This is a genomic window from Pseudomonas cremoricolorata (genome assembly GCF_000759535.1).
Taxonomy (GTDB): domain Bacteria; phylum Pseudomonadota; class Gammaproteobacteria; order Pseudomonadales; family Pseudomonadaceae; genus Aquipseudomonas; species Aquipseudomonas cremoricolorata_A.
Genome location: NZ_CP009455.1, coordinates 2,329,417 through 2,348,083, shown reverse-complemented (window position 1 = coordinate 2,348,083; position 18,667 = coordinate 2,329,417). Strand labels below are relative to the sequence as shown.

Below are 18,667 nucleotides of genomic sequence, written 5' to 3'. Positions count from 1 at the left end.
TCGTTGTATGTTTAAACAAAATATTGCCACCAAAAAGGGTTGTTTTCTATCTGTCAGCGAATAATCTTGTAATTCCAACAACAAAACCGTTTCAGTGAAGCGGCTCTTTGTGCCACAGGCTTCTCCAGACTGCCAGAGGTATCGCCATGACCATTCGCATTGCCATCAATGGGTTCGGCCGCATCGGACGCAACGTGCTTCGCGCGCTGTATACCCAGGACTACCGTCACGACCTGCAGGTGGTCGCCATCAACGACCTGGGCGACAGCGCCATGAACGCCCACCTGCTCAAGTACGACAGCGTGCATGGCACCTTCGATGCGCAGGTCGAAGCCGACCACGAAAGCCTGACCGTCAATGGCGACCGCATCGCCGTCAGCGCCATTCGCAATCCGGCCGAGCTGCCCTGGAAGGCCAATGCGGTGGATGTGGTGTTCGAATGCACCGGGCTGTTCACCGACCGTGCCAAGGCCGCCGCGCACCTGAGCGCTGGCGCCGGCAAGGTGATCATCTCGGCGCCGGCCAAGGGCGCCGATGCCACGGTGGTGTACGGCGTCAACCACGAGCAACTGCGCGCCTCGCACCAGGTCATTTCCAACGCCTCCTGCACCACCAACTGCCTGGCCCCGGTCGCCCAGGTGCTGCAACGGGAATTCGGCATCGAACAGGGCCTGATGACCACCATCCACGCCTACACCAACGACCAGGTGCTCAGCGACATGTACCACAGCGACCCGTACCGGGCGCGTTCGGCCACCCAGTCGATGATCCCGAGCAAGACCGGCGCGGCCGAAGCGGTGGGCCTGGTGCTGCCGGAGCTGGCCGGCAAGCTCACCGGCATGGCGGTGCGGGTGCCGGTGATCAACGTCTCGCTGGTCGACCTGACGGTCAACCTGCAACGCGAAGCCAGCCGCGAAATGGTCAACCAGTTGTTCGAGGAAGCGGCGCGGCATTCGCCAGTGCTCGGTTACAACGCCCTGCCGCTGGTGTCGTGCGACTTCAACCACAACCCGCTGTCGTCGATCTTCGACGCCAACCACACCCGCAGCAACGGGCGCATGCTCAAGGTGCTGGCCTGGTACGACAACGAATGGGGCTTCTCCAACCGTATGCTCGACACCTGCAAAGCGCTGTTCAAGGCGCAGTAACCGCACTGGCGCCGGGGCTGGATGCCAGCCCCACGGGCCGCCGTGGGTTTGCAATCGCTGACATTTGCCGGCTTGACCAAAGAGGAAGATGATACGCATTATCAATAACTTTCCTCCGCTCAGGTTTCCCTGTGAGTCAGTCCCGGTTCAATGCCCTCTTCGTCAGCCAGCGCGTGGTGCTGCTGCGCACCTTGCAGCGCATGGTCGGCAACCCCAGCACCGCCGAAGACCTGCTGCAGGAAACCTACCTGCGGGTCACCCGCGCGCTGAGCGACCGACCGGTGGCGCACCTGCAACCTTTCGTGTTCCAGACCGCGCGCAACCTGGCGCTCGACCACCTGCGCGCCCGCCGCGTGCGCGAGCGCACCTTCGAGGATGTGCCCGAACAAGTGCTGCACAGCGTTGCCGCCCCGGCCAGCAGCAGCGAGGACGCCGCCCATGCCGAGCAATTGCTCAAGCACCTGAGCGTCAGCCTCGGGCAACTCAGCCAGCGCCAGCAGCGCATTTTCATTCTCAGCCGTGTGCATGGCGCCAGCTATGTGGAAATCGCCGAGCAGTTGAGCGTTTCGGCCAGCACCGTGCAGAAAGAGCTGAAGCTGATCATGGCCATCTGCATGGGCGTGGCCGACCGTCTGCAATGAGGCCCTGCATCGATGCAACACCTTGCCACAGGCTCGGTCAGCCTTGATCATCGCCCGATCTCTCCCCCGCAAGGACGTTCCGTGAGCGACCATCGCGCTGCCGACACCCCTGCCAGTCAGGCACACGCCCGCGCCCGCGAACAGGCGCTGGACTGGCTGGTGCGCCTGCAATGCGCCAGCGAAGACGACGAGCGCGCCTTCGCTGCCTGGCTGGGCGAGGCCGAGGAAAACGCTGCGGCGTATCTGCAAGCTGAAGCGCTGTGGAACGGTGTGCCCCTACATCAGGCAGCCGGGCAACTGCAGCAGCGTCAACGCAAGCGCATCAGCACGCGCCTGCGCCGCCACTGGAAACCGCTGGCCACCGCTGCACTGCTGGTGGTGGGGCTGTTCACCGTGGGCGATCTGCCCATGCGCCTGCAAGCCGACCACTTCACTCAAGTCGGCGAACGCCAGCGCCTGCACCTGGACGAGCACACCAATGTTCTGCTCAACACCGACAGCGCGCTGGCCAACGATAGGCGCGACGGCCGACCCGTCGCGCGCCTGCTGCAAGGCGAAGCGTACTTTCAGGTGGCCAGGGGCACGCAACCGGCACTCGAAGTTCAGGCCGGGCCGCTGCGCGCGCAGGCGCACGACACCGATTTCGCCGTGCGCTACCTCAATGGCCAGGCCCAGGTACGCGTGCAACGCGGTGATGTCGACGTTCAGGCAGCCAGCGACCGCATCCGCCTGAGTGCTGGTGACAGCATCAACATCGGTCCTCAGGGCCTGGGGCAGCCACAGCGCGCGGACCTGCGCCGGGACCTGGCCTGGGTCAACGGTCGCCTGGTGTTCGAAAACTGCCCGCTGAGCCAGGTGCTGGCCGAGGTCGGGCGTTATTACCCAGGCCTGATCATCAACCGCAACGCAGCGCTCGACACCCTTGCCGTGACCGGCAACTACCGCCTCGACCAGCCGCTGGAAACCCTGCGCGCACTGGCCCAGATCAGCTCGGCGCAGTTGCACGAATACCCGTCGCTGGTGATTCTCAACTGAGCCTGGCGCGGCACGACAGCCGGGCCCCATCGCTGAATCCAGGCCTCGGGCAAAGGCCTGACACTTACACTTACGACTATTTTTACGTCTTCCTCGCCCCTGCATCGTCTCGTTATAGCCAATGCGACTGATTCTTGTTCTTCCTCGACCAGAATCGGCCACTCATAACGTTCGCGCGACAGGGAGCGCCTTCGATGTCCACAGGTTTCAAACGCCCTTCTTCCTTGCCCGGCCAGGTTGGCCGATTGTCTCTGCTGACCCTGGCCATGCTCGCTGGCGGCGCCTGCAGCCTGCCAGCACTGGCGACGGAGCCTGCGCAGGCCAGCAGCCCGCAGGTGGGTGGCTACCGCTTCGCCATCGAGCAACAACCACTGGTCTCGGCGCTCAACGCCTTCAGCCAGGTCACCGGCTGGCAGGTCGGCTTCTCGGCCGAACTGGCCCAGGGCGTTGCCTCGGCAGGGGTGCATGGCTCGCTGAAACCGGAGGCGGCGCTCACCCGACTGCTGCACGGTACCGGGCTCAGCTACCGCACCATCGGCAGCGGCAACGTGGTGATCGAGCGGCAAACAGCAGCTCGCAACAGCAGCATTGCCCTGCAGCAATTGACCGTCAGTGCCACCCGCAGCGCCCAGGATGTGAGCCAGGTGCCGAGCACCGTCAGCGTCAAAACCCGCGAGCAGCTCGACCGCGACAACGTCAACAGCATCGCCGACCTGGCACGCTACGAGCCGGGTGTGTCGGTCAGCGGCATCGGGCAGCGCAGCGGCCTGAACGGCTACAACATCCGCGGCATCGACGGCGAGCGGGTGCTGACCCAGATCGATGGCGTGGCGATTCCCGACAGCTTCTTCTTCGGCCCCTACGCCCAGACCCAACGCAATTACGTCGACCCGGAAATCATCAAGCGCGTGGAAATCCTCCGCGGCCCGGCCTCGGTGCTGTACGGCAGCAATGCCATCGGCGGCGCGGTGAGCTACTTCACCCTCGATCCACAAGACATCATCAAACCCGGCAAGGACGTCGGCGCACGCCTGAAAACCGGCTACAGCTCGGCCGACGAGAGCTGGCTGACCTCCGCCACCGTGGCCGGCCGCCAGGGCCAGTTCGACGGCCTGCTGCACCTCAGCCAGCGCAATGGCCACGAACAGGCCTCGTACGGCACGCACAGCGGCGACGGCCTGGCACGCACCGAAGCCAACCCCGAAGACACGCGCAGCACCAACGTGCTGGCCAAGCTCGGCTGGGACTACGCAGAAGAAGGCCGCCTCGGCCTGACCTACGAACGCTTCAAGAATGACCGCGATCAGAACGTGCTCAGCGCGGTCGGCGGCCCGTTCAACAACGGTGCGGGTTTTGGCATGTACCGCAGCCGTCTGGCCAACGACACGGTCACCCGCGAGCGCTTCGGCATCGATCACGACCTGCGCCTGGACACCACCCTGGCCGACCACCTGAAATGGAGCCTGAACTACCAGATCGCCAAGACCGACCAGAGCACCGAAGAGGTCTACTTCCCGTTCAGCCGCACCGTGCTGCGCACCCGCGACACCACCTACAAGAACCGCCACTTCGTGTTCGACGCCCAGCTCGACAAGGCCTTCAGCCTGGCCGACACCGAACACGTGCTGACCTACGGCACCACCCTCAAGCACGAGAAGGTCACCGGTTCGCGCAGCGGCACCGGCACCTGCCTGGCCGTCGGCGCTGGCTGCCCCAGCATCGGCTTCGACCGCCCCACCGACGGCCAGGCGCTGGTCAGCGATTTCCCCGACCCCACCGTCAACACCTACAGCCTGTTCGTGCAGGATGAGATCCGCTGGAACGACTGGACCTTCCTGCCTGGCGCCCGCTACGACTACACGCACATGAAGCCGCGCATCACCGATGAGTTCCTGCGTGGTCTGCAAGGCAGCGCCGGCGCACCGCCAACCAGCATCGATGCCTCGGAAAAACGCTGGCACCGGGTTTCGCCCAAGCTCGGCGTCACCTACGCCTTCGACGAGCACTACACTGGCTACGGCCAGTACGCCGAAGGCTTCCGCACGCCTACTGCAAAATCCATGTACGGACGCTTCGACAACCCGCTCGAAGGCTACCGCGTCGAAGGCAACCCAAACCTTGAGCCGGAAAAGAGCAAGAGCTTCGAGGTGGGCCTGCGCGGCAACTTCGATGCCGGCCAGTTCGACGTCGCGGTGTTCTACAACACCTACCGCGACTTCATCAACGAAGACGCCGTGCAGTCGGCATCCCTGGGCGATACCTACCAGGCCAACAACATTCGCCGCGCCACCATCAAGGGCAGCGAGATCAAGGGCCGTATCGACCTTGGTCATTTCGGCGCCAGTGAAGGGCTGTACGCACAAGGCTCGCTGGCCTACCTGCACGGACGCAACGACGACACCGGCCAGCCGTTGAACTCGGTCAACCCGCTGACCACCGTATGGGGCCTGGGTTATGAGCAGCCGCACTACGGTGGCCTGCTCAGCTGGACCCTGGTCAAGCGCAAGAACCGTGTCGATGACACCAACTTCTTCGCCCCCGACGGCACCAGCAGCCGCTTCCGCACACCCGGTTACGGCGTGCTCGACCTCAGCGGCTTCTACAAGCTCACCGATGACCTGACCGTCAACGCTGGCCTGTACAACCTGACCGACAAGAAGTATTGGCAGTGGGATTCGGTGCGCGCCTATGACGGTCTGGGCGAAGCTGGGGTAACCCAACCCGCCAACCTCGACCGCCTGACCCTGCCGGGTCGCAACTTCGCCATCAACGTGGTGTGGGATATCTGACTCGAACCGCCGCGCCGGGCTCGCTCGCACAGGCACGCCCGGCGCTTTTTTTACGCTGATGCGCGGGCTGCTTCGTCTTTTATAGAGCGCCCCGAATCGACCTCTGAATGAGCAAGGACAGACCATGACCACTGCCCCTACCACCGAGCGCGCCAGCCTGCGCTCGCAACGCCTGAACCAGGCCACCCAGGCGCCACACAGCGCACTGGATGCCCTGGTCAAATCCCACGCACCCTTCGACAGCCGAGACAGCTTCGCCCAGTTCGTCGTCGCCCAGTACCTGTTCCAGGCCGAACTGCAAAGGCTGTACAACGACCCGCGGCTAGTGGCCATCATCCCCGACCTGCCCCAGCGCTGCCGGGCCGAGCAGGCGCGCCTCGATCTTGCCGACCTGGGCATGCCAGTGCCCGAGGCCGTTCCAAGCCCCTTGCAGGCGGTGGGCCTGGGTGAAGCGCTGGGCTGGATCTTCGTTTCCGAAGGCTCCAAACTGGGCGCCGCCTTCTTGATCAAGCGGGCAGCAGCCCTGGGCCTGTCCGACAGCTTCGGCGCGCGCCATCTCGGCGAGCCGACCGGTGGCCGTGCCGAGGGCTGGAAGCAGTTCACTCGGGCACTCGATGCCCTGCAGCTTTCGCCGCAGGACGACGCTGCTGCCGAACGCGCGGCGGTGGCTGCGTTCGAACGCTTCACGCAGTTGCTCGAACAGGCCTACGCGAACGATCGCGCCTCAGCCTGAAACACCCGCTCCGGCCACGGCAACATGGCCGGATGACCCTGCAGTGAGACCATGACCCAACTTGCCCGCTCCCGACTGTCCCGCCTGCTGTACGCGATCCTGGCCTACGTCAGCCTGGGCATCGGCTTGATCGCCATCGTCATTCCGGGTCTGCCCACCACCGAGTTCATCCTCCTTGCGGCCTGGGCTGCCACTCGCAGCTCGCCACGGCTAAGCGCCTGGCTGGAAAATCACCGCCTGTTCGGTCCGATTCTGCACAACTGGCGTAATGGCAAGATCATCCAGCGCCGTGCCAAGGTCAGCGCCACGCTGAGCATGCTGTTCTGCGCCGCCCTCATGCTGATCGTGCTCGAACACCACTGGCCGGTGTTCCTCGCCATCGCCGGCATGACCCTGGGCAACCTGTGGATCTGGTCGCGCCCCGAACGGCTGCCTGCCGTGGATCAGCGCCAATAGCGACTGCATCGGCTACCGTAGAGGACTGCGGGCAGCACCCGGCCTGCTCACATGACCCGACGGAGGCACACGCCATGACCCTGTTCAACCCCGGCCACCTGCACATCGAACGCCACGCGCTGAACAAGGACGACCACAGTTACGACCTGTGCATCGATTACGAGGTGTTTCAGGACCCCAAGGAAGGCTTGGGCATGACCTTTCGCCTGCACGGCACCATCGAGAACCAGCCCGTGGACGACAGCTTCTTCCTGGCCAAGGACCAGGCGTTCGACTTCGCCCGCCACGTCACCCGCCTGGCCGAACGTCACGGCCTGCCCAAGTCGGCCACCAGCCTGGCCTCTTCGCACAAGTTCTACGACCTGATGTTCGAAGACATCCGCGCCCAACTGCACGTCAAGTCCGGCGACCCGATGAAACCCGAGCACCTGACCTGACAGCGCTGGGGTTGCTGCACCAGGCGAGGCATACTGGGCGCCTTTCCCGGCCCTGACTTCGGCACCCCATGCGTATTCACGTCAGCTTCATCGACCGCGTCGGCATTACCCAAGAAGTGCTGGCCCTGCTGGGCGCGCGCCATCTCAATCTGGATGCGGTGGAAATGGTGCCGCCGAATGTCTATATCGATGCCCCGACCCTGAGCCCCGCAGTGCTCGAAGAGCTGCACGATGCGCTGCTGGACGTTCATGGCGTGCAATCGGTGGAGGTGGTCGACATTCTTCCCGGACAGCGCCGCCACCTGCAGCTCGACGCCTTGCTGGCGGCGATGAGCGATCCGGTGCTGGCGGTGGACAGCGCGGGCAAGGTGCTGTTGGCCAACCCGGCCTTGATTGCGCTGTGCGGCCGCGAGTCGGCGGGGCGCTCGGTGGGCGAGCTGTTCAACGATGCGGGGCTGTTGCAGGCGCTGCTGGACAACAATTTCCACCTGCCCATGCGCGAGATGCAGCTCAATGGCCAGAGCCTGCTGCTGGACGCCACGCCCATCACCAATGCCGGCGCGCTCCTGACGCTGTACTCGCCTACGCGCATGGGTCAGCGTCTGTCGGCGCTGCGCCACGACGCTGCCGATGGCCTGGATACGCTGCTCGGCGACTCGCCGGCGATTCGCACCTTGAAGGCGCGGGCGTTGCGGGTCGCGGCGCTGGATGCGCCGCTGCTGGTACACGGGGAGACCGGCACCGGCAAGGAACTGGTGGCGCGCGCCTGCCATGCCCTGAGCAGCCGTCAGTCGGCGCCGTTTCTGGCGCTCAATTGCGCAGCCCTGCCCGAGAGCCTGGCCGAGAGCGAGCTGTTCGGCTACGCCCCCGGCGCCTTCACCGGCGCCCAGCGCGGCGGCAAGCCGGGGCTGATGGAGCTGGCCAACAAAGGCACCGTGTTTCTCGACGAGATTGGTGAGATGTCGCCCTATCTACAGGCCAAGCTGCTGCGCTTTCTCAGCGACGGCAGTTTTCGCCGAGTCGGTGGCGACCGTGAGGTCAAGGTCGATGTGCGCATCATCAGCGCCACCCACCGTGACCTCGAACGGATGGTCGCCGAGGGCAGTTTCCGTGAAGACCTGTTCTACCGCCTGAACGTGCTCAACCTGCAAGTCCCACCGCTGCGTGATCGTGGCGAGGACATCCTGATGCTGGCCCAGGTGTTCATGGAGCAGGCCTGCACGCAGATTCAGCGACCGCCCTGCCGCCTTGGCACCGCCACCCACGCCGCGCTGCTCGGCAACCCGTGGCCGGGCAACGTCCGCCAGTTGCAGAACGTGATCTTTCGCGCGGCGGCGATCTGCGAGCGCCAGTTGATCGACATCGGTGACCTGGACATCGCTGGCACCTCGGTCGCCAGTGGCCAGCCAGGTTCGGTGGCCAGCCTCGAGGGTGCCGTCGCCGACTTCGAACGCGACCTGCTGCAGCGCCTGTACGCCAGCTACCCCTCCACCCGCCAGTTGGCCGCGCGCCTGCAAACCTCCCATAGCGCCATCGCCCAACGTCTGCGCAAGTACGGGATCGGTCGCGACAAATAGCCTGCGATCCTTCATGCGCAGGCTGCATGCTCACGAAAAAAACGCAGGATGTTGTGCGCAGAATTCGTTTGAGCCGAGCGCAGGGCTTGGCCATGGTGACAGCCTTGCCAGACAGTACCCGGCGGCACGACCGGGTGCGGCACGCGCCGCACGTGTGAGAACCGACCTTGGCCCGCTGGTCCAGCCCCCGCTCGGCAAGCGGGCGCACCCCGGTTCTGCCCAATAATAAGAGAGGACACACAAATGCAATCCAATGGTCTCAAGCAAAGCTTGAAGCAGCGTCACGTCACCATGATCGCCCTTGGCGGGGTGATCGGTGCCGGGCTGTTCATGGGCTCAGGCTCGCTGATCGCCTCGGCGGGTCCGGCGGCCATCCTGTCGTACTTCATCGGTGGCCTGGTGGTGACGCTGGTGATGTTCATGCTCGGCGAGATGGCCTGTCGCAATCCCGATGCCGGTTCCTTCTCCACCTATGCCAATACCTACCTGGGTGAGTGGGCAGGCTTTGCCGTCGGCTGGCTGTACTGGTTCAAGTCGATGATGACCATTACGCTTGAGGCGGTATTGCTCGGCGCCATCTTGCATGACTTTCTGCCTTGGCTGCCGATCTGGGCCGGGGCCGTGTTCATGCTGGTCACGCTGATGGCCAGCAATGCCTACTCGGTGCGCTCGTTCGCGGAAGTCGAATATTGGCTGGCGGCGATGAAAGTGGCCACCATCGTCATCTTCATGGCCTTGGGCATTTCCATCCTGCTGGGCCTGCACAGCGACATTCCTTCGCCCGGCCTGATCAACCTGACCGCCCATGACGGCTTCATGCCCAACGGCCTGTCGCCGGTGATGGCCGGTGTAGTGGTGGTGATTTTCTCGCTCGGCGGCAGCGAAATTGCCGCAGTGGCGGCAGGTGAATCGGAAAATCCGCGCAGGAACGTGATCCGCGCGATCAAGAGCGTGATCGTGCGGGTGATGCTGTTCTATGTCGGCTCGGTATCGATCCTGATCCTGTGCCTGCCCTGGACCGACACGGCGAATCTCGCCTCGCCGTACGTGTCGCTGTTCAGCCTGGCCGGTTTCAGCAATGCGGCGGTGGCGATGAAGATCGTGCTGTTCGTGTCGTTCATGTCGGTCATGAACTCGTTCATGTTCTCCAACTCGCGCATGCTGTTTTCCCTCAGCGAACGTGGCCATGCGCCGGCGGTGTTCTCGCGCACCACGCGCAAAGGGGTGCCGCTCAATGCTTTGCTGCTGAGCCTGGGCATCTGCCTGAGCATCCTCACCGTGCACTTCGCCAGCGGCGGCGATCTGTTCATGACCCTGGCCAAGAGCAGCGGCACCTTCGTCATGATCGTATGGATCTTCATCATCATTGCCCACCTGGCCATGCGCTGGAGCACGCGGCACGAGCCGCTCGACCCTGCGGCTTTCCGCGCCTGGTTCTTCCCCTACGGCAATATCGCTGCCCTGCTGGCGCTGGTCGGGGTCATCGCGACCCAGGCGTTCGAGCCGGCCTCGCGCTTCCAGTTCTGGTTCACTACGCTGACCGCCCTGCTGGTGGTGGCTGCATACTTCGTCATGCGTAGCCGCCGCGCATCGCGCTCGCCAGCAGTGCTGGTCAACCCGCGCTGAGCCACGGAGGATCGGCATTCCTCACTGCATCGTACCGATATCGATACACCGTATCGATATCGGTACATTCGCGTCCGAGCCACTGCACATAACCTTTTGATTGTATAAACGTTCGGCTCCAGGACTCGGTGTATCGAAATCGATACAAACGCACGACCGCTGCGGTTCCTCGCAATGCCTTGTAGCCCATTGCCTGCGCGTCTTCGCGTGCATGGCCGTGTTCTTGCTAGACAAGTGTTTCCAGAGCGCGGGACTACACTGCGCCTGACCTCCTGCATTCCGAGGACTTTTCATGAGCGAGTTGCGTTTTACCGAAGATCACGAATGGCTGCGCGCCGAGGCCGACGGCAGCGTCACGGTGGGCATCACCGCCTACGCCCAGCAAGCGCTGGGTGATGTGGTGTACGTGCAGTTGCCGGAGTTGCAGCACTACGATCAAGGCGCCGAAGCAGCCACGGTCGAATCGGTGAAGGCCGCCAGCGGCGTGTACATGCCACTGACCGGTGAAGTGCTGGAAGTCAACGAGCAACTGGCCGACCAGCCCGAGCTGGTCAACGAGCAACCGCTGGGCCAGGGCTGGTTCTTCCGTTTCCGCCCGAGCGACCCGTCCGCCCTGGCCGACCTGCTCGACCAGGACGCCTACGCCCGCCTGCTCGCCGCCACTGCCTGAGACCTTCGTAATGACCGCCAACCTCAGCACCGCCAACGAATTCATCGCCCGCCACATCGGCCCAAGCCCTGCCGACGAGCAGGCCATGCTCGACACCCTGGGCTTCGATTCCCTCGAGGCCATGAGCGACGCCGTGATCCCGGCCAGCATCAAGGGCACCAGCGTGCTCGGCAATGCCGATGGCCAGAGCGAAGCCGATGCACTCGCCGCGCTCAAAGCCATTGCCAGCAACAATCAGTTGTATAAAAGCTACATCGGCCAGGGCTACTACAACTGCCATACCCCTGCACCGATTCTGCGCAACCTGCTGGAGAACCCAGCCTGGTACACCGCCTACACGCCCTACCAGCCGGAGATTTCCCAGGGTCGCCTGGAGGCCCTGCTGAACTTCCAGACCCTGATCAGTGACCTCACCGGCCTGCCGATCAGCAACGCCTCCCTGCTCGACGAAGCCACTGCGGCGGCCGAGGCGATGACCTTCTGCAAGCGCCTGTCGAAGAACAAGGCAAGCCAACGCTTCTTCGCCTCCGTGCATTGCCATCCACAGACGCTGGACGTACTGCGCACCCGCGCCGAGCCGTTGGGCATCGAGGTGGTGGTGGGTGATGAAGCCGAGCTGAGCGATGTTTCCGGCTTCTTCGGCGCCTTGCTGCAATACCCTGCAAGCCATGGCGAAGTGTTCGATTACCGCGAGCTGGTACAACGGCTGCACGAGGGCAATGCGCTGGTGGCGGTCGCCGCCGACCTGCTGGCCCTGACCCTGCTCACCCCACCAGGTGAATTCGACGCCGACGTCGCCATCGGCACCGCACAACGCTTCGGCGTGCCGCTTGGCTTTGGCGGCCCGCACGCGGCTTACTTCGCTACCCGCGATGGCTTCAAGCGCGACATGCCGGGGCGGCTGGTCGGGGTATCCATCGACCGCTTCGGCAACACGGCGCTGCGTCTGGCGATGCAGACCCGCGAGCAACACATCCGCCGCGAGAAGGCCACCTCGAACATCTGCACCGCGCAAGTATTGCTGGCCAACATCGCCAGCATGTACGCCGTCTACCACGGCCCGGCCGGGCTGACACGCATCGCCGAGCGCATCCATGGCCTGACCGCCATCCTCGCTGAGGGCCTGACGCAGCTGGGTTTCACCCTGGTCGGCGCCACCGCTTTCGATACCCTGACCCTGCACGCTGGCGGCGACACCGCGGCGCTGCACCAACGCGCCTGGGAACAGCGCATCAACCTGCGCCAGATCGATGCCGAGCAGTTGGGGGTATCGCTGGACGAAACCACCTCCCAGGCCGATGTCGAGGCGCTGCTGGCACTGTTCGCAGGCCAACGTGCGGCGCCCGACTTCAACGCCCTGGCCGCCAGTGCCGAATCGCGCCTGCCGGCTGCACTGCGGCGTCAGTCGGCCTTCCTGCAACATGCGGTGTTCCAGCGTTATCACAGCGAGACCGAGCTGATGCGCTATCTGCGCCGGCTGGCCGACAAGGACCTGGCGCTGGACCGCAGCATGATCCCGCTGGGTTCGTGCACCATGAAGCTCAACGCCGCCAGCGAGATGATCCCAGTGACCTGGGCCGAGTTCGGCAATCTGCACCCGTTCGCACCGGCCGAGCAAAGCCAGGGCTACCAGCAACTCACCCAAGAACTGGAGGCCATGCTCTGCGCCGCCACCGGCTATGACGCCGTATCGCTGCAGCCCAACGCCGGCTCCCAGGGCGAATACGCCGGCTTGCTGGCGATCCGCGCCTACCACCGCAGCCGCGGCGACAGCCACCGCAACATCTGCCTGATTCCGGCCTCGGCCCACGGTACCAACCCGGCCACGGCGAACATGGCCGGCATGCGCGTGGTGGTGACGGCCTGCGATGCGCGGGGCAACGTCGACATCGACGACCTGCGTGCCAAGGCCCAGCAACACCGCGAGCAACTGGCCGCGCTGATGATCACCTACCCGTCCACCCACGGTGTGTTCGAAGAAGCCATCGGCGAGATCTGCACGATCATCCACGAGCACGGCGGCCAGGTGTACATCGACGGCGCCAACATGAACGCCATGGTCGGCCTGTGCGCACCAGGCAAGTTCGGCGGTGACGTGTCGCACCTGAACCTGCACAAGACCTTCTGCATTCCCCACGGCGGCGGCGGCCCGGGCGTTGGCCCGATTGGCGTGAAAGCGCATCTGGCGCCTTTCCTGCCGGGGCATGCCAGCCTCGAACACACCCAGGGCGCGGTGTGCGCGGCGCCGTTCGGCAGCGCCAGCATTCTGCCAATCACCTGGATGTACATTCGCATGATGGGCGGCGCGGGCCTCAAGCGCGCCTCGCAGATGGCCATCCTCAATGCCAACTACATCGCCCGTCGCCTCGAACAGCACTACCCCGTGCTGTACACCGGCAGCAACGGCCTGGTGGCCCACGAGTGCATCCTCGATCTGCGCCCACTCAAGGACAGCAGCGGCATCAGCGTCGATGACGTGGCCAAGCGCCTGATCGACTTCGGCTTCCACGCCCCGACCATGTCATTCCCGGTCGCCGGCACGCTGATGATCGAGCCCACCGAAAGCGAGTCCAAACAGGAGCTCGATCGCTTCTGCGACGCCATGATCCAGATCCGCGAAGAAATCCGCGCCGTGGAAGACGGTCGCCTGGACAAGGACGACAACCCGCTGAAGAACGCCCCCCACACGGCCGCAGAACTGGTCGGCGAGTGGTCCCATGGCTACGGGCGCGAACAGGCGGTGTATCCGCTGCCGAGCCTGGTGCAAGGCAAGTACTGGCCTCCGGTGGGACGGGTCGACAACGTGTATGGCGACCGCAACCTGGTCTGCGCCTGCCCACCCATCGAGCTGTATCAAGAGAGCTGATCGTTTGCCCCTCCACGCTGCCCGCGCCCTGCGCAGGGCAGCGCTGGCCGGGTCGTCGGCCTGCCGCTGGCCGCTACCTCCTAGATTCGAGGAAACCTTGATGTCCGATCCATTGCGCTGTACCCCGCTGCATACCTTGCACCTTGAACTGGGCGCCAGCATGGTGCCGTTCGCCGGCTATGACATGCCGGTGCACTATCCCCTCGGCGTGCTCAAAGAGCACCTGCACACCCGCGCAGAGGCCGGCTTGTTCGATGTGTCGCACATGGGCCAGATCCTGCTGCGCGGCGAACAGGCGGCGCAGGCGCTGGAGCGCCTGGTGCCGATGGACATCGTTGACCTGCCGCAAGGCTTGCAGCGCTATGCGCTGTTCACCAACGACCACGGCGGCATCCTCGACGACCTGATGGTGGCGCGCCTGGCCAAGGACGAACTGCTGCTGGTGGTCAATGCTGCCTGCAAGCAGCAGGACCTCGACTATCTTCGTCAGCACCTGCAGGCGCACTGCGAAGTGCTGCCGCAGTTCGAGGAACGAGCGTTGCTGGCCTTGCAAGGCCCTGCGGCTGCTCAGGTACTCGCTCAGTTGGCCCCGGAAGTGGCGCAGATGACCTTCATGCAGGTCCGTCCTGTGGCACTGCTGGATGCCCAATGCTTCGTCAGCCGCTCGGGCTACACCGGCGAAGACGGTTTCGAGATCTCTGTACCGGCCACTGCCGCCAAGGCACTGGCCCGGCATCTGCTGAGTCAGCCCAAGGTCCAGCCCATCGGTCTCGGTGCACGTGACTCGCTGCGTCTGGAGGCGGGACTGTGTCTGTATGGGCACGACATGGACAGCGATACCACGCCCGTGCAGGCCAACCTGTCATGGGCCATTTCCAAAGCCCGCCGCAACGATGGCGTCCGAGCCGGTGGTTTCCCTGGCGCCGAGACCGTATTCGCGCAGCAGCGCGACGGCGTGGCCCGTAAACGGGTGGGGTTGCTGGTCCAGGCACGCTCGCCAGTGCGTGAAGGTGCCGAGATCGTCAACGCCGCTGGTCAGGCAGTTGGCCAGGTCACCAGTGGTAGCTTCGGGCCTACGCTCAAAGCCCCCATGGCCATGGCCTATATCGATAACGAACATACTGCACCGGATACGCAACTGTGGGCTGTCGTACGGGGTAAACTGGTGCCTGTGCGTGTCAGTAAAATGCCTTTCGTTGCATCGCGTTATCAGCGCAACTGAAAGTTGTCTTCAACTCGTCGCGGTGTTCAGTTTCGAACTGCGCAGCGACGATATGAACATGGCGTAAGGCCAGGAATTGCGCCGTTTGCGACACCGGTGTCGCTTTTCTGCAAGGCGCCTGTTAGTGGGGTTGTAGAGGGCTTGTTTTCTCGCCGAGAGTTGGCGTAGAGTCGTTTCCACTGTGTTTGCATGGGTCGCTTAGTGGAACGTGACCTGGGCCAGTAGCTACCTCTCGCTACCACCCGCTCGATGCCAGACTTCCTGCAACCAGCCAGTAAGTTTTTCACTCACTCAATCGTGTAAAAACTACTGTTATTCCAAACTCAGATTCATAGGAAGTAAGACAATGGCAGAGCGTCAGAATGGTACCGTCAAGTGGTTCAATGACGAAAAAGGCTACGGCTTCATCACCCCGGAAAGCGGTGCCGACCTCTTCGTTCACTTCCGTGCAATCGAAGGCAACGGTTTCAAGAGCCTGAAAGAAGGCCAGAAAGTGTCCTTCGAAGCTGTGCAAGGCCAGAAAGGCCTGCAAGCCGATAAAGTCCAGGTTACCGACTAATCGGTGCCTGATAAAAAGCCCCTGCCAAGTGCAGGGGCTTTTTTTTGGCCGTAGAATACCGGCTTCGTTTTTCGGAGTCGTCAGCATGCCTCAGCCCTTACTGCACCCCCAGGGTGACTTCCCTTCGGTTGGCTTCCCCCGCCGACTGGCCGCGATGTTCTACGACTTTCTGCTGTGTACCGCGCTGTTGATCGTCACCGCGGGCCTGTACAAGATGATCCAGCTGGCGATCATCGGTGAAACCCGCATGCGTGCCTTGACCGATGCCGGGGCACTGGACGGTGATCCGCTGCTGTCGACGATCCTGTTGTTCGCGGTGTTCGGTTTCTTCGCCAAGTTCTGGACCCATGGCGGGCAGACACTGGGCATGCAGGTGTGGGGAGTGCGGGTGCAGAACGCCGATGGCAGTGCCATCAGCCTGTGGCAGGCACTGCTGCGTTTCCTGGTGGCGATTGCCTCATGGCTGTGCCTGGGGCTGGGCTTCTTCTGGGCGCTGATCGACAAACGCCAGCGCACTTGGCACGACCTTTACTCCGACACCCAGTTGGTCAGGGTGCCCAAGGTCAAGGGTTGAAGGCCGCGGGCAGTGCCATCCGGTACTGCCCGCCTGGCATCAGCCTGCCCTGCGTAGCAGCCACAGACCGGCCGCAGCACACACCACTGCCGGTAGCGCGACCGCCAACAGTGGCGGGAAGCCGAACACCTGACTGGAAGGGCCCAGCAACTCGCCGGCGATGCGGAACACGAAGCCGACCAGCACACCGGTGAAGACCCGCTGCCCCAGTGTCACAGAACGCAGTGGACCAAAGATGAAGGAGATGGCCATCAACACCAGCGCAGCGGTTACGGCTGGTTGCAGCACCTTGGTCCAGAACGCCAGCCAGTAACGGGCGTTGTTCAGTCCCTGATCAGCCAGGTAGTGGATGTAGTCCCACAGGCCTGTGATCGACAGCGACTCAGGGGCCAGCACCACGGTGTTGAGCAATTGCGGCGACACCGAGACATCCCAGCGCTCTTCAGGAGCCTTCACCACTTCGGTGTGATCGCCACGGAAGAAGGTGGTGCTGACATCGTTGAGCACCCAGTGATCGTCGTTGTAGGTCGCACGCCGGGCGAAGCTTGAGGTGATGATCTGGCGATTGTCGTCGAAGCGATACCGGGTCACCCCCAGCAGCAGGCCGTTGGGCTGAACCGAGTTGATGTGCACATACTCCTCGCCCTGGCGATGCCACATGCCGCGCTTGGAACTGAGCGCTTCACCGCCCCCTTGAGCCAGGGAGCGATCAGCCTGGGCCTTGTTTTCGGTCGCCGGAGCGACGTACTCACCGATCAGCACACCGGCCAGCATCAGCACCAGCATGGGCTTCATGACCGCCCAGACGATGCGCCCGATGGACACCCCGGCCGCCCGCATGATGGTCAGTTCGCTGCTGCTGGCCAGGCTGCCCAGACCAATCAGACAGCCGATGAGCGCGGCCATGGGCAGCATGTCGTAGACCCGCCGGGGCGCGGTCAGCAGCACGTACATCAAGGCGTCGCCCAGGCTGTAGGTGTTGCTCAGATCACCCATTTCATCGATGAAGGCGAACAACGAGGCCAGGCCAAGGATGATTCCCAGTACCGCCAGAATGGCCAGCAGAACGCTCTGGCCGATGTAGCGATCGAGTTTAACCACGGGCCACCTCCGCACGACGGGCAGCACGCATGAGGCGCAGCGGTTCCCAGTACATCAGGGCCAGGCCGATCATCAGGAACAGGCCATGCACCCACCACATGCCCAGAGCGATCGGCAACTTGCCTTTCTCCAGGGCGCCGCGTACGGAAATCAGCATCGTCAGGTAGGCCATGTACAGAAGAATCGCCGGCAGCAGCTTGAGGAAGCGACCCTGACGCGGATTGACCCGTGCCAGCGGTACGGCCATCAGGGTCACGATGAACACCAGAATCGGCAGCGACAGGCGCCACTGCAGCTCGGCCCGCTCGCGCAAACCGTCCTCACCGAACAGTTGCAGGGTCGGAATGGCCTCGCGCTCGGTGACTTCTTCGTTGACTTCAGGCTTGGGCAGCAACACGCCGTAGGTGTCGTACTTGATCGCACGGTAACCGGCTTCGCCGGGATTGCCGTCGTAGCGATAGCCATTTTCCAGCACCAGGTAACGGTTACCGTCGGCCTGCACTTCCTGGTGGCCCCGCTCGGCGACCAGTACGGTCGGCGGACGGTCCTTGCTCTTGTCCTGGTTGAAGCGCTTCTCGGAGATGAATACACCATCGAGCTTGACGCGGTCATCGGACAGCTGCTCGGTGTAGGTCACCCGGGTGCCATCGCGCAGGGTCTGGAAGCGTCCGGGCACCAGGGTGTCGAACTCGGTCAGGGCATCCTGCTGATTGATGATTTGCTGCACCTGCGTAACGCCCTGGGGCGCCAGGCTCAGGCTCAGCCAGGCCACCAGCAGCGCGACCAGACCGGCCGGCGCCATGGTCATGGCCAGCAGGCGCTGCTGGCTCATCCCGGTGGCCGCCAGCACGGTCATTTCGCTTTCCAGGTACAACCGGCCATAGGCCAGCAGGATGCCGAGGAACAGACCCAGCGGCAGAATCAGCTGGAGGAACCCGGGCAGACGGAAGCCCATGATCAGGAACAGCACGCCGGGATCGAGTACGCCCTGGGCCGCCTGGGCCAGGTACTTGATGAAGCGCCCACTCATGATGATCACCAGCAGCACGGCGCTGACGGCGCTCAAGGTCACCAGGACCTCGCGAGACAGATAACGGAAGACGATCAAACCAGAAACTCCTGGGTTGTCAGGGGCGAAGTGCCAGACAAGAAAATCGGACCATCAGGATCATAGCCGGTTCGCCTGAGCCAGCCGACTGAAAGTGGGCGCATTATCCTGTGATTGACCGTGCC

General features: G+C 63.7%; 16 protein-coding genes. 14 read left to right on the top strand and 2 right to left on the bottom strand.

The features are described from left to right. The first annotated feature begins 146 nt into the window (after window positions 1–146). The 14 genes from gap to LK03_RS10165 all read left to right on the top strand — a co-directional run bounded on the left by gap (window position 147) and on the right by LK03_RS10165 (window position 16,333). The gene (gene gap / locus LK03_RS10230) at window positions 147–1,148 is read left to right on the top strand and encodes a type I glyceraldehyde-3-phosphate dehydrogenase (protein ID WP_038412234.1); all 1,002 of its coding nucleotides are present in this window, start codon (window positions 147–149) and stop codon (window positions 1,146–1,148) included. A gap of 131 nt (window positions 1,149–1,279) precedes the next feature. Then, window positions 1,280–1,789: an RNA polymerase sigma factor gene (locus LK03_RS10225; protein ID WP_038412233.1), complete on the top strand. Its 510-nt coding sequence runs from the start codon at window positions 1,280–1,282 to the stop codon at window positions 1,787–1,789. Between the two features lie 12 nt (window positions 1,790–1,801). Next, complete coding sequence (locus LK03_RS10220) at window positions 1,802–2,824, top strand: FecR family protein (protein WP_081951585.1); 1,023 nt, start codon at window positions 1,802–1,804, stop codon at window positions 2,822–2,824. A 194-nt stretch (window positions 2,825–3,018) separates the two neighbouring features. Continuing rightward, complete coding sequence (locus LK03_RS10215) at window positions 3,019–5,613, top strand: TonB-dependent receptor (RefSeq protein ID WP_038412232.1); 2,595 nt, start codon at window positions 3,019–3,021, stop codon at window positions 5,611–5,613. A gap of 124 nt (window positions 5,614–5,737) precedes the next feature. Beyond that, complete coding sequence (locus LK03_RS10210; protein WP_038412231.1) at window positions 5,738–6,346, top strand: biliverdin-producing heme oxygenase; 609 nt, start codon at window positions 5,738–5,740, stop codon at window positions 6,344–6,346. Between the two features lie 51 nt (window positions 6,347–6,397). Further along, window positions 6,398–6,802 (top strand): YbaN family protein, encoded by a 405-nt coding sequence (locus tag LK03_RS10205; protein ID WP_038412230.1) that lies wholly within the window; start codon window positions 6,398–6,400, stop codon window positions 6,800–6,802. A gap of 74 nt (window positions 6,803–6,876) precedes the next feature. Next, the gene (locus LK03_RS10200; RefSeq protein WP_028696658.1) at window positions 6,877–7,239 is read left to right on the top strand and encodes a DUF5064 family protein; all 363 of its coding nucleotides are present in this window, start codon (window positions 6,877–6,879) and stop codon (window positions 7,237–7,239) included. 68 nt (window positions 7,240–7,307) lie between these two features. Continuing rightward, window positions 7,308–8,816 carry a sigma-54-dependent transcriptional regulator gene (locus tag LK03_RS10195; protein ID WP_038412229.1) on the top strand — a complete coding sequence of 503 codons (1,509 nt, stop codon included), beginning with the start codon at window positions 7,308–7,310 and terminating at the stop codon, window positions 8,814–8,816. A 243-nt stretch (window positions 8,817–9,059) separates the two neighbouring features. Beyond that, on the top strand, window positions 9,060–10,442 hold the full coding sequence (locus LK03_RS10190) for an amino acid permease (protein ID WP_038412228.1): 1,383 nt from the start codon (window positions 9,060–9,062) through the stop codon (window positions 10,440–10,442). A 292-nt stretch (window positions 10,443–10,734) separates the two neighbouring features. After that, window positions 10,735–11,112, top strand: coding sequence for a glycine cleavage system protein GcvH (gene gcvH / locus LK03_RS10185; protein WP_038412227.1), 378 nt, complete (start codon window positions 10,735–10,737; stop codon window positions 11,110–11,112). Between the two features lie 10 nt (window positions 11,113–11,122). Then, window positions 11,123–13,978: an aminomethyl-transferring glycine dehydrogenase gene (gene gcvP, locus LK03_RS10180; protein WP_038412226.1), complete on the top strand. Its 2,856-nt coding sequence runs from the start codon at window positions 11,123–11,125 to the stop codon at window positions 13,976–13,978. Window positions 13,979–14,078: 100 nt separating this feature from the next. Then, window positions 14,079–15,200, top strand: a complete 1,122-nt coding sequence (gene gcvT, locus LK03_RS10175; protein ID WP_038412225.1) for a glycine cleavage system aminomethyltransferase GcvT — start codon at window positions 14,079–14,081, stop codon at window positions 15,198–15,200. A gap of 346 nt (window positions 15,201–15,546) precedes the next feature. Continuing rightward, entirely contained in the window at window positions 15,547–15,759 is a 213-nt protein-coding gene (locus LK03_RS10170; RefSeq protein WP_038412223.1) for a cold-shock protein, read from the top strand. An 85-nt stretch (window positions 15,760–15,844) separates the two neighbouring features. Further along, entirely contained in the window at window positions 15,845–16,333 is a 489-nt protein-coding gene (locus tag LK03_RS10165; RefSeq protein ID WP_038412222.1) for an RDD family protein, read from the top strand. A gap of 39 nt (window positions 16,334–16,372) precedes the next feature. Here the strand turns inward: LK03_RS10165 and lptG are convergent, their stop codons facing one another. Beyond that, window positions 16,373–17,434 carry an LPS export ABC transporter permease LptG gene (gene lptG, locus LK03_RS10160; protein WP_038412221.1) on the bottom strand — a complete coding sequence of 354 codons (1,062 nt, stop codon included), beginning with the start codon at window positions 17,432–17,434 and terminating at the stop codon, window positions 16,373–16,375. Continuing rightward, a complete protein-coding gene (lptF, locus tag LK03_RS10155; RefSeq protein ID WP_038412220.1) occupies window positions 17,427–18,542 on the bottom strand; it encodes an LPS export ABC transporter permease LptF in 1,116 nt (371 codons plus the stop codon). Before lptF ends, lptG begins: the two co-directional genes overlap by 8 nt. Window positions 18,543–18,667: the final 125 nt, after the last annotated feature.

Coding starts and splice junctions, on each gene's coding strand:
- gap (WP_038412234.1), top strand. CDS start 147: ATGACCATTCGCATTGCCATCAATGGGTTCGGCCGCATCGGACGCAAC.
- LK03_RS10220 (WP_081951585.1), top strand. CDS start 1,802: ATGCAACACCTTGCCACAGGCTCGGTCAGCCTTGATCATCGCCCGATC.
- LK03_RS10215 (WP_038412232.1), top strand. CDS start 3,019: ATGTCCACAGGTTTCAAACGCCCTTCTTCCTTGCCCGGCCAGGTTGGC.
- LK03_RS10210 (WP_038412231.1), top strand. CDS start 5,738: ATGACCACTGCCCCTACCACCGAGCGCGCCAGCCTGCGCTCGCAACGC.
- LK03_RS10205 (WP_038412230.1), top strand. CDS start 6,398: ATGACCCAACTTGCCCGCTCCCGACTGTCCCGCCTGCTGTACGCGATC.
- LK03_RS10200 (WP_028696658.1), top strand. CDS start 6,877: ATGACCCTGTTCAACCCCGGCCACCTGCACATCGAACGCCACGCGCTG.
- LK03_RS10195 (WP_038412229.1), top strand. CDS start 7,308: ATGCGTATTCACGTCAGCTTCATCGACCGCGTCGGCATTACCCAAGAA.
- LK03_RS10190 (WP_038412228.1), top strand. CDS start 9,060: ATGCAATCCAATGGTCTCAAGCAAAGCTTGAAGCAGCGTCACGTCACC.
- gcvH (WP_038412227.1), top strand. CDS start 10,735: ATGAGCGAGTTGCGTTTTACCGAAGATCACGAATGGCTGCGCGCCGAG.
- gcvP (WP_038412226.1), top strand. CDS start 11,123: ATGACCGCCAACCTCAGCACCGCCAACGAATTCATCGCCCGCCACATC.
- gcvT (WP_038412225.1), top strand. CDS start 14,079: ATGTCCGATCCATTGCGCTGTACCCCGCTGCATACCTTGCACCTTGAA.
- LK03_RS10170 (WP_038412223.1), top strand. CDS start 15,547: ATGGCAGAGCGTCAGAATGGTACCGTCAAGTGGTTCAATGACGAAAAA.
- LK03_RS10165 (WP_038412222.1), top strand. CDS start 15,845: ATGCCTCAGCCCTTACTGCACCCCCAGGGTGACTTCCCTTCGGTTGGC.